The 15,141-nt window shown below is 70.6% G+C and carries 11 protein-coding genes; 4 read left to right on the forward strand and 7 right to left on the reverse strand.

Going from position 1 to position 15,141, the window contains the following annotated elements:
* Positions 1-126: 126 nt before the first annotated feature.
* The 3 genes from D187_RS00085 to D187_RS00095 form a co-directional block, all read right to left on the reverse strand.
* A complete protein-coding gene (locus tag D187_RS00085) occupies positions 127-1,437 on the reverse strand; it encodes a hypothetical protein (protein WP_002630133.1) in 1,311 nt (436 codons plus the stop codon).
* A gap of 131 nt (positions 1,438-1,568) precedes the next feature.
* On the reverse strand, positions 1,569-3,011 hold the full coding sequence (locus D187_RS00090) for a M20 family metallopeptidase (protein ID WP_051256190.1): 1,443 nt from the start codon (positions 3,009-3,011) through the stop codon (positions 1,569-1,571).
* A 142-nt stretch (positions 3,012-3,153) separates the two neighbouring features.
* A complete protein-coding gene (locus tag D187_RS00095) occupies positions 3,154-4,419 on the reverse strand; it encodes an acyl-CoA dehydrogenase family protein (protein WP_281171736.1) in 1,266 nt (421 codons plus the stop codon).
* On the opposite strand from D187_RS00095, the gene D187_RS00100 reads away from it, so the two are divergent.
* Positions 4,418-5,179, forward strand: a complete 762-nt coding sequence (locus D187_RS00100; RefSeq protein ID WP_002630129.1) for an SDR family NAD(P)-dependent oxidoreductase — start codon at positions 4,418-4,420, stop codon at positions 5,177-5,179. The genes D187_RS00095 and D187_RS00100 overlap by 2 nt on opposite strands.
* Before the next feature lie 114 nt (positions 5,180-5,293).
* Positions 5,294-8,626, forward strand: coding sequence for a hypothetical protein (locus D187_RS00105; protein ID WP_002630128.1), 3,333 nt, complete (start codon positions 5,294-5,296; stop codon positions 8,624-8,626).
* 7 nt (positions 8,627-8,633) lie between these two features.
* Here D187_RS00105 and D187_RS00110 read toward each other — a convergent pair whose 3' ends face one another.
* Both D187_RS00110 and D187_RS00115 read right to left on the reverse strand, forming a co-directional pair.
* Entirely contained in the window at positions 8,634-9,926 is a 1,293-nt protein-coding gene (locus D187_RS00110) for a hypothetical protein (protein WP_020917687.1), read from the reverse strand.
* Between the two features lie 21 nt (positions 9,927-9,947).
* Positions 9,948-10,829, reverse strand: a complete 882-nt coding sequence (locus D187_RS00115; protein WP_002630125.1) for a hypothetical protein — start codon at positions 10,827-10,829, stop codon at positions 9,948-9,950.
* 239 nt (positions 10,830-11,068) lie between these two features.
* On the opposite strand from D187_RS00115, the gene D187_RS00120 reads away from it, so the two are divergent.
* Together D187_RS00120 and D187_RS00125 are read left to right on the forward strand one after the other, a co-directional pair.
* On the forward strand, positions 11,069-11,551 hold the full coding sequence (locus D187_RS00120; RefSeq protein ID WP_002630123.1) for a peroxiredoxin family protein: 483 nt from the start codon (positions 11,069-11,071) through the stop codon (positions 11,549-11,551).
* Positions 11,552-11,573: 22 nt separating this feature from the next.
* On the forward strand, positions 11,574-12,608 hold the full coding sequence (locus D187_RS00125; RefSeq protein WP_002630121.1) for an SDR family NAD(P)-dependent oxidoreductase: 1,035 nt from the start codon (positions 11,574-11,576) through the stop codon (positions 12,606-12,608).
* Positions 12,609-12,662: 54 nt separating this feature from the next.
* On the opposite strand, the gene araH is transcribed toward D187_RS00125, so the two are convergent.
* Positions 12,663-13,610, reverse strand: coding sequence for an L-arabinose ABC transporter permease AraH (gene araH / locus D187_RS00130; protein WP_002630120.1), 948 nt, complete (start codon positions 13,608-13,610; stop codon positions 12,663-12,665).
* Positions 13,607-15,130 carry an L-arabinose ABC transporter ATP-binding protein AraG gene (gene araG, locus D187_RS00135; RefSeq protein ID WP_002630117.1) on the reverse strand — a complete coding sequence of 508 codons (1,524 nt, stop codon included), beginning with the start codon at positions 15,128-15,130 and terminating at the stop codon, positions 13,607-13,609. The genes araH and araG overlap by 4 nt, the downstream gene beginning before the upstream one ends.
* Between the last annotated feature and the right edge of the window lie 11 nt (positions 15,131-15,141).

The raw sequence follows: 15,141 nt of genomic DNA on the forward strand, positions 1-15,141 counted from the left end.
ACCTCCGGCGTCCAGACAGGCACTACCCTGCCAGTCCCCCCTCTCCCCGACTGTGCGCGCCTTCACTCCCCGGATGTGAGGACTGTCACAGGCCCTCGGCCCCCTGGATGAGCGCTCGCGTCTCCCTCAGTTCTTCAGCCCTCCCGTGGGTCCGGACCGGGGCGGCTCCCCTGACGGGGAAGGGGTTCGCGCTTCATCGCCCATCTGGACGAAGCCGCAGATCATCCCGTCCTGGATGACCAGGGGCGTCGGGGAGATGGGCGCGGAGTCCTCACTCGCGTACTGCTCCTCGCACAAACCCATGAATCCCGCCGTGAGCGAGGGCTCCACGAGCGCGCTGGTGACCAGGAGCAACCCCTTGCGGGGCACCGCCGCCAGGAGCACCTGGCTGTCGAGGCGCTCGTGCATGGCGCGCAGGAAGGGCGCGTCCAGCACCTTCTCCGCGGCGAAGTAGTGGCCCGACACGGCGAGCACCCGCTGGGGACCCTCGCCCACCTCCTGGATCTCCACGGAGATGGCCTTCAGGTTCTCGAGCGCCTGGGCATGCAGCGCGTCCAGGTCCCCATCCCGGGAGCCGCCCCGCCTGAAGAGGGAGAACGAATTCGGCAGATCCTCCCCGTAGGCCACGAGCGGCACGTCGGCACGGGCCGGCGCGTCGAACAGGGGCCGGCAGAGCACCCGGTCGCGCACGCTCCAGTCCGAGGGCTTGAGCGTGAACAGCACGGGCCTGGGCTCGGTGGCCGCGAGGGACTGATCCTCCGCCATGCGCAGCAGCAGCACGAGGCTGTCGCGCTCCCCGTTCGTCAGGAACCGCTCGGCCTTGCCCACCACGTTGACGATCGCGGGCGACGCCCCCTCTGCTCCCCCGAGGCGGAAGGCGAAGGGCATCGTCGCCAGCTCCTGGGCCTCGGCCCACCGCCCGCCATGACGGGCCCGCAGGAGTTCTCCGGCTACCGCCGCCAGTTCGACGACGCGCGTCCAGTAGCCGGGCTCGTCCTCCTCCACGCCGGGCTGCTGGGCGTACTCCTCCTGCAGCGCCGACAGGACCCCCTCGTCCAGGGACGCCTCCCGTCCATGCGCCACCCGGTACGCGAGCTTGCGGAAGGCGTCTTCCGCGAGATCCTCCGGGGTGCCGATGGGGCCTTCGTACACGGAGACCGGCTCGTCGTTGATCTGCACCCGGCCCCCCGCCGAGGTCACCACGCTGCGCAGAAAGTCGGGCGGCGCTTCCGAGCAGACGTAGAGCACGTCCACCGGTCCCTCCTCGGACTCGATGGCCTGGCGCGCGTTGAGCACGCGGGTGAGGGCGAACAGGGTGGACACCTCCCGCTCCTGTTGGATCTCCGCGGCCGAGCGGTGATCCGTCTGCAGGAAGCCCTTGCGGCCCGTCGCTTCGTTCTGCGTGACGATGTCGATGCTGTCGAGGCTGCTGTACATGGTCTTTTTCGAGGGGCCGGGACCCTACCCGTTGCCCACTCCGAGCCTCCGAGCCGCGAGCGGCGGCGTGCGGTGTCGAACAGAGCCCCCCCGCGGCCCTACTGCCGGGCCACGGGGTGGCGAGTCCCGACCTAGCGGGACAGGTGCGCGGAGATGACGCTGGCCACGCAGCAGGTGAGCTTCTTGCCGGTGGGGAGGTGCAGGAACTCGTTGGGGCCGTGGGCGTTGCTGTTGGGCCCGAGCACGCCGGTGATGAGGAACTGGGCCTGGGGGAAGCGCCGGCCGAGCATCTCCATGAAGGGGATGGTGCCGCCCTCGCCCATGGCCATGAACGGCCGGCCGAAGTACGTGCGCGAGGCATCCTGCACCGCCGCCTCCAGCCACTTCTCCAGCGGCGGCGCGTCCCAACCGGCGCTCGCCTTCTCGCCCTCGAACGACACCTTCGCGCCATAGGGCGGGTACGCCTCGAGCGCCAGCTTGAGCGCCTCGGTGGCCGCCTTCGGATCCAACCGCGGAGGAATGCGCATGGACAGCTTCACCGAGGTGAAGGGACGCAGCACGTTGCCCGCGCTGCCCAGCGCCGGCATGCCGTCCACGCCCGTGACGGACAGGGCCGGGCGCCAGGTGCGGTTGAGGATCTGCTCCACGCGATCCGTCGTCACCGGGTGGGCGCCGGGCACCCAGGGGAACTTCGAGTACACCTCCTCGCCCAGCACCTCCGCCACGGCCGCGGCCTGCTCCCGGCGCGCCTGGGGGATGTGCACGTGCAGGCCCTCGACGCGGATGCGGCCCGTCTGCTCGTCCTCCACGCGCGAGAGGATCTGCCGCATGATGCGGAACGACGAGGGCACGATGCCGCTCGCGTCTCCCGAGTGCACGCCCTCGGTGAGGATGTCCACGCGCAGGTTGCCGGACACGAGCCCGCGCAGCGACGTCGTCATCCACAACTGCTCGTAGTTGGCGCAGCCCGAATCCAGGCACACCACGAGCGACGCCTTGCCGATGCGCGGCGCGAGGTGCTCGATATAGGCCGGCAGGTCGTAGCTGCCGCTCTCCTCGCACGCCTCGATGAGCACCACGCAGCGCGCGTGCGGCACGCCCTGCTCGCGCAACAGGCGGATGGCCGCCAGCGACGCGAAGGCCGAGTACCCATCATCCGCGCCGCCACGGCCGTAGAGCTTGTCGCCCTCGCGCACCGGCTCCCAGGGGGAGAGCCCCGCGCGCCAGCCCGTCATCTCCGGCTGCTTGTCCAGGTGGCCATAGAGCACCACCGTGTCGTCGCCGGTGCCGGGAATCTCCATGTAGATGACGGGGGTGCGCGCCTCGCCCTGCTCGTTCTTGAGCGTCACCACCTCCACCTTGAGACCGGGGATGTGCTTCGCCTGGGACTCGCACCAGCCGGCGATGAGCTTCACCGCCTTGTCCATGTGCCCGCTCTTCACCCACTCCTTGTCGAAGCTGGGCGACTTGTTGGGGATGCGGATGTAGTCGTGCAGCCGGGGGATGATCTCCTCCTCCCAGATGCGCTCGGACGTGGCGGTGGCGGTGGTGACGTTCAACCGGGGGGTGCTCATGAGGATGGGCTCCGGGTTCGATTCGTGAAACACGAGGCGCCCTCCCCTCTACACCACCCCGGGCCCCCATGGGCGTCCGCTCTGCTCCCGCCCGGCCGCTTCCCTCCCGGGCGTTCCTTCCCAGACACACTCCGGGTGGGAATTAGCCGAATGCGTCATGGCCGGTAATGGCCTTGCCGAGCACCAACGTATGCACCTCGTGGGTGCCCTCGTAGGTGAAGACGCTCTCCAGGTTGAGCATGTGGCGGATGGGCGGGTAGGCATCCGTGACGCCGTTGGCGCCGTAGATGCTCCGGGCCGAGCGGGCGATGTCCAGCGCCACCTTCACGTTGTTGCGCTTGGCCAGGCTCACCATGATGGGCGTCAGCTTGCCCTCGTCCTTGAGCCGCGCCAGGCGCAGCGAGAGCAACTGCGCCTTGACGATCTCCTGCAGCATGTCCGCCAGCTTCTCCTGCGTGAGCTGGTAGGCGGCGATGGGCTTGTCGAACTGCCCCCGGGTGAGCGCGTACTCCCGGGCCCCCTCGAAACAGGCGATGGCCGCGCCGGTGACGGAGAAGGCGATGCTCATCCGCGCGCTGTTCAGACACGACAGCGGCCCGCGCAACCCCTTCACCCCGGGCAGCACGTTGCGCTCGGGCACACGCACGTCCTGGAAGGACAACTCCCCCGTGGTGGACGCGCGCAGCGAGAACTTGCCCGGAATCTCCCGGGCGCCGAAGCCCGGCATCCCCTTCTCCACCAGGAAGCCGCGCACGGACTCCGCTCCCCCCTCGTCCGTCTTGGCCCACACGACGGCCACATCGGCGATGGTCGCGTTGGTGATCCACGCCTTGGAGCCGTTGAGGACCCACGTGTCCCCATCGCGGCGGGCCCGGGTGCGCATGCCGGCGGGATTGGAGCCGAAGTCCGCCTCGGTGAGGCCAAAGCAGCCGATGAGCTCTCCCCGGGCCATGGCGGGCAGGAAGCGCTGTTTCTGCTCCTCGCTCCCATAGGAGTGGATGGGGAACATGCACAGCGAGCCCTGCACGGAGGCGAAGGAGCGCAGCCCCGAGTCCCCCCGCTCCAGCTCCTGGAGGACGAGGCCCTGGCTGACGGCGTTCATCCCAGCGCAGCCATACCCCTGGAGGTTGGCGCCGAGCACGCCCAGCTCCGCCAGGCGCGGCACGAGGTGCGCGGGGAAGGTGCCCTCGCGGAAGTGCTGACCGATGATGGGGAGCACCTCGGTGTCGACGAAGCGGGCCATGGTGTCCCGGGCGGCCTTCTCCTCGTCGGAGAGCAGGTCATCCAGGCGCATCAGGTCGGTGATGTCCGCGCGGGGCATGGGCGTGTCCTCCCAGACAAGAGCCGAGGGGCTTGTATCACCGGACAGGGCCAGGGGGACCCGGGTCCGGGTATGGTTCGGCGCCATGACGACATCCAAGAAGATAGCGGTGGTGACGGGCGCCAGCCGGGGCATCGGGCGGGCGCTGGTGCAGTCGTTCGTGAAGGAGGGCTACGAGGTGTGGGCGCTCGCGCGGGCGGTGGACGCGCTGGAGCAGCTCGCGCGCGAGTCCAATGGAGCGGTGCGCCCGCTGGCGATCGACGTGGCGGACGAAGCGGCGGTGATCGCCGCGAGCCAGCGCATCCGCGAGGCGGGCGCGCCCCGCGTGCTGGTGAACAACGCGGGCATCACCGTGTCGGCGCCCATCCAGAAGACGAGCATGGAGGACTTCCACCGGGTGATGGCAGTGAACGTGACGGCGCCCTTCCTCTTCTGCCGCGAGCTGTTGCCGGCGATGGCGGCGGCGGGCGGGGGCCGGATCATCAACATCGGCAGCATGGCGGCGACGCGGGGCGTGAAGTACACGTCGGCCTACTGCGCGTCGAAGCACGCGCTGCTCGGGCTCACGCGCTCGCTGGCGGCGGAGTGGGCGCGCAAGAACGTGACGGTGAACATCGTCAATCCGGGCTGGACGGAGACGGACATGCTCTCCAACGCCAAGGCCGCCATCAGCAAGACCACGGGCCGCTCGGAGCAGGAGGCCCACGCGGCGCTGGCGAACATGCACGCCATGGGACGCGTCATCCAGCCCGAGGAAGTCGCGGCGCTGTGCCTCTTCCTGGCCTCGGACGCGGCGGCCTCCATCACCGGCTCCGCCTACAACATCGACGCCGGCGAGGCGGGCTGAGCGGCCTGTCAGGCACGCCCCAGCAACTCCATCAGTGCCCCGGCCTCCGGGTCCGGGGGACATCCCCGCCCCATGCCGTCCCGTCCCGGGCGGCCACCTGGAGAGGAAGTCCGCATGCGGATCCCGTCGCGAGAAGCGTTGCTGTCGGAGCTGGACAAGCTGAACCACGGGGCGCGGCTCAAGCGAGTCGCCCTCCTGGGCCGCGATAACCGCGACCTCCCCGAGCTCAAATCGCTCATGAGCCGGCTGCTCTCCGGCGGCGCCCACGAAGGACTGCTGGCGCTCGAGATGGCCCGGGCGGCGAGCGACGGCGACATCCTGCTGCGGGGACTCACCCACCCCTCCTGCCAGGTCCAGGGCCGCGCCGCCGCCTTCGCCGGACGCTTCGTCCTGGACGACACCGCCCTCGAGCGGCGCCTGCCCGAGCTGGCCCCCTTCGTCCGCCGCCGCGTCCTCAAGGGCCTGGCCCACAACCGACGGAGCGCGCTCGCCGCGCGGCTCTTCCCCCTCATCCGCTCGCGCCACGGGGCCGCGGAAGCCTCGCTCCTCCTGCCCGCGCTCGACCCGGCCGCGCTGCACCGCCTGCTCCCCGAGCTCGCCCACCAGGTCAACGTCTGGCGCTCACTCGTGCACCAGATGCCGGACGTGGTGCTCACCTTCCTCCGCGACACCTTCGCCCAGGCCTCCGGACTCGAGCGCGTCTCCCTCTTCCAGCGCTACCACGTGCCGCTCCAGGAGCTGACGCTCTCGCGGGCCGACGCCGTGCTGGCGCTCGTCCAGGACTTCGCTCCTCCCGACCACCTGCCCGCCTTCGTGACGCGCGCCCTGCCGCGCCTCGTGCGCCGCCACCCCGAGCAGATTCTCGCGCTCCTGCTGCGTCCCGCCTTCCGGGCCACCCTCCTCCACACGCCCCTGCCCCGGGGCGCGCTGCGCGAGCTGAAGAGCGCCTCCGCGGACCAACGGCGCGCCCTCGCGCGGGCCCTCGCGGAGGAGCCCTCCCTCCTCGCCCGCGTCCTCGCGGCGTGTCCCCCTTCCGAGCGCCCCGCCCTCTTCGCCCACGCCTTCGAGGGGACGGCACCGCGCGCGCACCCCGACACCCTGCTCACCGTCCTGCCCCTCGCCTCGCGCGACGCCGAGGCCACCCGGCAGCTCGGCCTGCGCGAGGTGCGCGAGGACCGCGACCGGCGGCTCGCCATGCTGGCCCTGCGCGCCATCGAGCACGCGCGTGAGCCCCTGCGCCAGGCCGCCTCCGCGAGCAAGGCCGAGGACCGGGCCCGGGCGCTCTCCCTGCTCGTGGCCTGCACCGGCCTGTCCCGCCGAGGCCTCACGGAGACGCTCGCCGCCCTGGCCCGGCTGAGGAACGAGCAGGATCCGGTCCGCCATGGAGTCCTGCTCGAACTCTCCCGCATCCCGCTGTCCCTCTTCGCGCCCGAGCACATCCCCGCCCTCGAGGCCCTGGTGACGTACGCCGTCGAGGCGCGCGACACGTCCCTCGGCACGCACCATGCGCTCCAGGCGCTGGCCCTGCGCCTGCTGCGCCAGTACGCCACGGCGCCGGACCAGCCCCTCTTCCGCTTCGCCCTGGAGACCGTGAAGCGGCTGGTGGTCCGGGCCGGAGCGCTCCATCTGCCCTCCCTGGAGCGAGATCTTCCCCGGGGCGCGGAGCACCACCTCTTCGCGGCCCTGCTCCCGCTCATCCGCGCCGCCAACCAGCGCGAGAGCCACGGGATGACCCTCGCCCTCGCGCGCGCCCTGGGCCGGCGGGCGTGGAACCTGGACATGCTCCAGAGCCAGCTCGCGACCATCACCGAATCCACCCCCGACACGGGCGCGCAGGAGGCCATCGGACTCTGGCTCGCCCCGCCGCGCACGCGAGACGCGCGGGTACGCGAGCTGCTCGATCGCGACGAGAGCCACGTCGTCCTCTACCCCGTCCTCGAGCACCTGCACCGCAGGCGCCAGGAGTGGTTGGATCCCTTCCTCAAGGGCCGGCGCATCAAGGGGCGCTTCAGCACGGGCAAGACGATCTGGGTGCCCTCGGTGTTCGACGGCTTCCACCGCTGGGTGCCCCGCCAGCAGGAGCTGCTGCGCGACCTGCTGCTGCGCATCGCCGCGGACACCGAGCGCAGTGCCTTCGAGCGCATGCGCGTGCTGCACGTCCTGCCACGCCTGTTCGTGGTCGACGTGGACACCCTCGCCCCGTTCCTCGCCTCCCCGGACGTGCCCACGGTGGAGGCCGCGCTGGGCGCGCTCGCGGCGTTGGACCAGCCCGAGCCCGGGCTGCCCCTGCTGCTGGACGCCCTGGACGGAGACCGGGCGCGGGTGGCCATGTACGCGGTGCCCCGGGTGGCCCGCCGCGTCGCCCCCGAGGTGCTCTCCACCACGCTCGGCACGCTGCTCGCGCGCGAGCGGCTCAAGGTGACGGTGCACAAGGAGGCCCTGCGGCTGCTCGGTGCCTTCCGCTCGCCGCGCAGCCTCCCCCTGCTGCGCGAGCAGTGGGACAATCCCCGGCTGCACAAGGACGTGCGCATCGCCGTGGGCCACGCCGCGCGGCAACTGCTCGACGAGCCCGCGGCGTGGGAGCTGCTGGAGGCCATCGCGCGCAGTCCGGAGGCGGATATCGCCGCGAGCCTCCTCGACGAAGCCCCGGCGCGGCTGCCTCCCGAGGCGCGGCCCCGCTACGCGGCGCTCCTGCTCCAGGTGTCGCGCCACCCCGAGCCCACCGTGCGCCGCCGAGCCTTCACCGGGCTCGCGCACTGGGCCAGCGGCATGGAGGACGAGGTGGCGCGCGAGGCGGCCGGGCGCGTGCTGGACATCGCCCAGGGCATCGAGTGGCGCGAGGCCCTCGGCGCCCTGGTGGGCACCACTTGCGAGGGCAAGGCCTTCGAGCACGTGAAGGACTGCGCCGCGCGGCTCGTCTCCGCGCCCCTCGCCTTCAATGCCACCGCCGAGCGCGACATCCCCGAGCGGCAACGGCTCGCGGGGCTGATCCGGGCACTGCTCGGCCAGCCGCTGCCGGTGCGCGTGCGCCTGCGAGCGCACCTCGAGGAGCTGGCCCAGGTGCTGGCGCGAGAGCCGTCACTCTGGCCCGAGAGCGCGGCCCTGCGGCTGGCGGGACTCCCGTGGAAGGACGTGCCGGACGCCACCCGGGTGCTGCTCGCCCTGGCGGAGGAGACGCGGGAGGAGCCCCTCTTCGCCTCGGGGCTCACCACCACGGTGGCCAGCGCGGTGGACCATCGCGGCGCCGAGTGGACGCCCGAGGGACTGTTGCAGCTCGCCCAGGCCGTCACCGGACCCCTGCCCCTGGTCGCGGTGGTGCTCGTCTCCACCGCCGGGCACCGGCTGAACTGGCGCGAGGACGCGGCCCAGGCCTTGCGCGCCCTGCGTCAGCACCCGAGTGCCGCCGTGCGCGCCGCCGCCTTCGCCCTGCTCACCGCGAACGAGTAGCCTTGGCTCAGGGAGGACCCTTGCCCGCGAGCGCGTCCAGGTGCGCCTGGGCGTCGGCCACGTCCCGGGAGAACTCGTCCAGGTAGCGCTGGCGCTCCTCGCTCGTCCACTCGTCCGCGGCGAAGCGCTCCAGGGGGTACTCCCCCGTGGTGTGCACGACGCCCGCGAGGGTCTTCACCAGCTCCCGATCCGGATCCCCCCGCTCGCGCAGGAGGAAGCCCTCCACGTCGCGCAGCCGCAGGGGGAAGTCCGGCTTCTTGTCGTGCAGCAACAACCCGAAGAGCGAGAAGCGCACCTCGCGCGCGCCCGCCTCCAGCTCCTCGTTGAAGTCCAGGTAGGCGAGCGGCACGCCCGCCTCGTCATCCACGCGCGCCGCGAACACGTAGCGGCCGGGCTTGCGCACCTGGAGCCCGACGTACAACCGCAACGAGCCCTGCTCCACCACCTCGCGCACCTTGCCGGTGAAGGTGGCGGGGGGCGCGGGGGTGAACTGGATGTCGAAGAAGGAGCTGCCCTCGGCACTGCCCGCGGCCCTCACGCCGAAGCCCACGCGCAGGGTGCCCTCGAACAGGGGGAACCCCTGACGCAAGGGCTGGAAGCTCGTCGTCCACGTCCCATCCCCGGCCACCTCGTCCCCCAGGCGCCCCGAGTCGTTGAACTCCAGTGGCACCGCGCTGATCTTCCCCGCCTGCTCCAGGTAGGGCGCCTCGCTCGCGGTGGCGGAGTGCACCTCGCAGGACAGGGGCTGTCCGGTGTGCGCGTTCTCGCAGCCCACGAAGAAGCGCACCGACTCCTCGCCCACGACGAAGATCTTCTCCTGCTTGAGCCGCAGGGAGATGTCGCCCCCCTTCTTGCCGAGCGGCTGCTTGCGCGAGGGCGAAGCCGGGTACACCCGGTCCGGGTGCTCCTCGATGGGGCGGGACTCGTGCGGGTAGCGCGTGGACTGCCGGTAGGAGTCGAGCGAGAAGCGCGCCCGCTCCAACCGCGCCGTCCAGAGCCGCCGTTGGGCCTCACGCTCGGCCTCCTCGGGCGACGGAGCGGAAGCCACTGGCGCCCTGGGGACCGAGGGAGACGGAGCACCCGGCACGCGGGCCCCGGGGCTCGCGCGCACCGGGGAGGCCGAGGAAACACCCGGCCCGGACGTCTCCGGCGAATCCGGCTCCGGAGCGGGCATCCCCAGGGACAACAGCAGCCCCCCTCCACCCACCACGAGGGGAACGAGCAGGAGGAACCATCGGCCGCGGCGCGCGGGGCGAGCCGGCGGAGCGGACGGAGTGGAAGGGCTGCTGTCGTGCTTCATGTCGAGGACGCCCGGAGGGAGCTACTTGGCGTAGGTGACCACGTCGGAGCGCACGGGCCCGACGATGCCGGCCCAGTTGCCGGCGGCGTGGTGATCATAGGACTCGCCATCATCGCGCAGCGACACCGAGTGGTAGGACCACTTGGCGATGCCGTTGCTGCACGCGCTGGTGCCCGTGTTCAGCGTGCCGTCGCAGAACCAGTCGCCGGGGTTGCACTGGGAGCTGCCCGAGGAGCCGGAGACGCCACCGGTCGAGTGATAGGAGACGGCCTCGTCGTCCTGGCCCGGGAGCACGCCCGAGTAGGCCGTGCCCTTGGCGCCCGCGAAGTTGTAGAACCACAACGAGCGCGTGGTGTTGTGGTTGTACATGCCGCGCGCCGTGGTGGTGACCAGGTCGCTCACGAGCGGATCCGACACCGCCCAGTCGCCATGGTCCGCCAGCTCGCTGCCGCCGCTCGCGCCCGAGGCCACGTTCACCCACTTGATGTTCCAGCCCACCTGGGTGCCGCCCGCGTTGCCGCATACGCCCGTGCTGCTCGGCACGGCGTTCTTGATGGAGCGCGTGGAGCCACCGTAGAGCGACAGCGCGTAGCCGATCTGCAGGTCCCCCGCGCTGTGCGCGGCGATGTAGCACCAGTTGGCGCCCGTGCAGAAGCAGTCGAGCGCGTCCCGGACGCGGTAGTTCTCCACGGAGATGCGCTGGGTGCCGTTCCAGTTGACGGCCTTCTTGTTCACGCCCGCCGCGGTGGTGCTCGGACCCCAGTAGCTGAAGTCGGTGTAGTTGCCCGGCTTGGTGGTGCTGCCGTTCTTGCCGTGAATCCACAGCGTGTAGTTGGTCGCCGATGCCTCGGCGGCCATCAGCGTGGTGACGGCCACGGCGGCCGCGCTCAGGAACTGCTTCATGGGGGAGTACCTCCTGCTCGAACTTCCGGGGGGGACCTGCATGCAGGGCTGCCAGACAGGTGAGCCCAATCTACCTCGCTTTCTCAGAATTTGAAACAGGGCCACCTTTTTCCCATTGACATCCACGACTCACCGCGTCAGGGCGCGGGAGACGCGGCGCGCCATCCCCCGCGTGGACGGAGAGCGGCCTGGGGGCCGGGGCCTCCAGAGGGCATGGAGCCGATGCATAGCTTCAGGCCATGTCCTCACTCGACGTTCCCCTGACGCTGTTGGATCCGCGGGGCGGTTGGATCAACGCTCCGGTACACGTTCACGACCTGCATGGACGGCCCGTACTGCTGTACTTCTGGACGGAGCGCTTCGCCTCCAGCCAGACCCAGCTCCCACGGCTCCAGGCCCTGGTGAGGGAGTTCCTCCCCCGAGGGCTCCAGGTGATTGGCGTCCACGAGCCCATGAAGGGACAGGACGCGAAGCAGGCCATGGACACGAACGACATCGAGGCCACGGTCAAGCGCCTGGGCTTCCACCACCCGGTGGCGGTGGACGATGGCTCCATGGCGAAGGCCTATGGTGTCCAGGGCACCCCCGCCTACCTCGTGTTCGACGAGTCGCTGAAGCTGCGCCTGCGCGTGCTGGGCGATGAGTCCCTGGAGGAGGTGCTGCGGCCGCTGCTGGAGCGGCTCACCTCCGCCGAGTCCACCTCCGGCGCGTCCGCGCCCTGAACCCCAGATTTCGAGGAGCGATATGGCCGACCACAAGAAGAAGGAGTCTTCGCGGCTGACACTGAGCGCCGTGGCCGCGGCGGGCGTGGGCGCGGTGATGGGACTGCGCGCCCTGCGGCGCGAGAAGCCGTCCTTCCAGGGACGCACGGTGTTGGTGACGGGTGGCTCGCGCGGACTGGGCCTGGAGATGGCCCGGCTCTTCGTCGCCGAGGGAGCGCGCGTCGTGTTGTGCGCGCGCGAGCAGGTGGAGCTGACGCGGGCGAAGGACGAGCTGGAGGCCAGCGGCGGCGAAGTGCTGGCGATCCCGTGCGACGTGACGGACCGGGTGCAGGTGGAGGCGATGGTGGCCCGGGTGCACGAGCGCTTCGGCCCGGTGGACGTGCTGGTGAACAACGCCGGCACCATCCAGGTGGGGCCCCTCGAGTCCATGGACGAGCAGGACTTCTCCGAGGCGATGAACCTGCACTTCTGGGCGCCGCTCTACACGACGCTGGCGGTGCTGCCGGAGATGAAGCAACGGGGCTGGGGCCGCATCGTGAACATCTCCTCCATTGGAGGAAAGGTCAGCGTGCCGCACATGCTGCCCTACAGCTCGAGCAAGTTCGCCCTGGTGGGGTTGTCGGACGGGCTGCGCGTGGAGCTGGCGCAGGACGGAATTCTCGTGACGACGGTGTGCCCGGGACTGATGCGCACGGGCAGCCCGCCCAACGTGGTCGTCAAGGGAGACCACGAGGCGGAGTACGCCTGGTTCATCACGAGCGACTCGTTGCCGGGCCTGTCGATGAACGCGGAGCGGGCGGCGCGAAAAATCATCGAGTCCTGCCGCCGGGGTGACGCGGAGGCCCTGGTGGGACTGCCCGCCAAGGTCGCCACGCTCGCCAGGACGCTGGCGCCCAACCTCACGGCGGCGGTGCTCGCGCAGATCACCCGCCTGATGCCCCAGGACGGCAGCACCGAGCGGCACTGGGGCTTCGAGAGCGAGACGCCCCTCACGCGCTCCTGGGTCACCCAGCTCACGCGGTGGGCGGCCCAGCGCAACAACGAGCTGCTGCACTGAGCCGCTGTCCCGGGCCAATCGGGCCCCGTTCGTCTCGAACGGGGCCCTTGCCTCTCAGCGCCGCCCCATCGCGCGCGTGCGCAGGTTGTCGAGCAGCACGGCGAGCAGCAGGATCACGCCTCGGGCCACGTACTGGTAGAAGGCCTGGATGTTCATCAGGTTCATCACGTTCTCCGCGATGCCCATGATGAGCACACCCACCAGCACGCCGGAGACGGCCGCCCGGCCACCGGACATCGACACGCCGCCCAGCACGCACGCGGAGATGACCGACAGCTCGAGCCCCTGGGCCGCGTTGGGCTGACCGCTGGTGATGCGCGAGGACAGCAGGATGCCGGCGACCGCGCACGCGATGCCTTGCAGCACGAAGATGATGACGCGGGTGGCGCCGACGTTGAGGCCGGCCAGCCGCGAGGCGTCCGGGTTGCCACCAATGGCCAGGGTGTTGCGCCCGAACACGGTGCGGTTGAGCACGAAGCCGAAGAGCAGGAAGACGACCACCATCACGAGGATGGGCATCGGCACGCCCACCACGCTCTTCTGCGCGATCTCGAAGTAGTCCGAGTCATCCACGCCGACGGCGCGTCCGTCGGAGGAGATCAGCGCCAGGCCGCGCACCACCTGCATGGTCGCCAGCGTGGTGATGAAGGCGTTGACGCCGAGCTTCGCGATGATGACGCCGTTGACCGCGCCCACCACCACGCCGGCCGCGATCGCCGCCAGCAGCCCGAGCAGGATGTTCTCGGTGTGGTTGGCCATCATCACGGCGATCATGCCGGTGAAGGCCACCGTCGAGCCGACCGACAGGTCCACGTCGCGCGAGGCCAGGCACAACATCATCGTGCAGGACACGATGCCGATGGTCACCACCGCCTGCAGCAGACCCAGCACGTTGCGCTGGGTCATGAAGTTGGGAACGGTGAGGGAGACGATCGCCAGGGCGAGCAGGAACAGGATGACCAATCCCTGCTCACCGAGCACGATGCGCTTCAAACGATTCATTTCGAATCCTCTTGGGCCACCTGGGCCACGGAGCGGTCGGGCAGTGCCGCCGCCAGGAGTTTCTCCTCGGAGAAGTGGGGTCGGTCGAACTCCGCCGTGATGCGGCCACCGCACATGACGAGAATCCGGTCGCTGATGCCCATGACCTCGGGCAGCTCGCTGGAGATGACGATGATGGCGATGCCCTGCTCCGCCAGTCCGTACAGCACCTCGTAGATGTCGCTCTTGGCCCCCACGTCGATGCCACGGGTGGGCTCGTCGACGATGAAGACCTTGATGCCCTGCTCGGCCAGCCAGCGCGACAGGATGACCTTCTGCTGATTGCCGCCCGACAGGTTGACGATGTCCTGGAAGCGCGACGGCGTGCGCACCCCGAGCCGCTTGATGTAGTCCTCGGCCATGCGCGCCTCGCGGCCCGGGTTGATGAGCCCCAGCGGCGAGAAGTGGCGGCGGCAGGAGACGTTGACGTTCTCCTCCACCGAGCGGCCCTGGAGGATGCCATCCGCCTTGCGGTCCTCCGGACAGAGCACGAGCCCCGCGCGCACCGCCTGCCGCGGGTCGCGCACGTGGATGGGCTGGCCATCCATCCGCAACTCGCCCGCGTGACGCCGGTCGGCGCCGTAGAGCAGGCGCGACAGCTCGCTGCGCCCCGCCCCCACCAGCCCGAAGAAGCCGAGGATCTCCCCGGCGCGCACCTCGAAGGACGCGGGAATGGGCAGGCGCGAGCCCCTCACCCCCGAGGCCGACAGGCGCACCTCGCCCAGCTTCCGGGGCCGCCAGCCCCAGATGTCCTGGATCTCCCGCCCCACCATCTCGCGCACCAGCACCTCGCGCGTGAGGCCCTCCATGGTCTCGTGATGCGCCACCAGGCGGCCATCGCGCAGCACCACGCAGCCGTCGCACAGCCGGAACAGCTCATCCAACCGGTGTGACACGTAGAGGATGACCTTGCCCGCCTCGCGCAGCCGGGCCACCAGGCGGAAGAGCACCTCACTCTCGTGCGCGGAGAGCGAGGAGGTGGGCTCGTCCAGGGCGATGACGGAGGCGTCGAAGATGGCCGCCTTGGCGATCTCCACCATCTGCCGGGTGCCGATCGACAGCTCGGAGACCTTGACCCGGGGATCCACCTCCACGCCGATGTCCTTCAGGACGGCGCCCACCTGCTCGAACAGCTTGCGGAAGTCCACCACCCCCGCCTTCGCGGGGAAGCGGCCGAGCATGAGGTTCTCGGCCACCGTCAGCTCGGGCACCAGTTGCAGCTCCTGGTGCACCACGGTGACTCCGGCGGCGAGCGAGGCGCGCGTCGAGGTGAAGCGCCGCGCCTGGCCCGCGATGCGAATTTCTCCCGAGTCCGGCTGGTAGTCCCCGCCCAAGATCTTGATGAGCGTGGACTTGCCCGCGCCGTTCTCGCCCAGCAGGCCGATGACCCGGCCGGCGGGGACGGAGAAGCTCAACTCCTTGAGGGCGCGGACCCCGGGGAAGCTCTTGGTGATGTTCGTGAATTCGAGGAACGGGGTCATGCGCCTTGGAC

Source organism: Cystobacter fuscus DSM 2262, from assembly GCF_000335475.2.
In the GTDB taxonomy this organism is placed as follows: Bacteria; Myxococcota; Myxococcia; order Myxococcales; family Myxococcaceae; genus Cystobacter; species Cystobacter fuscus.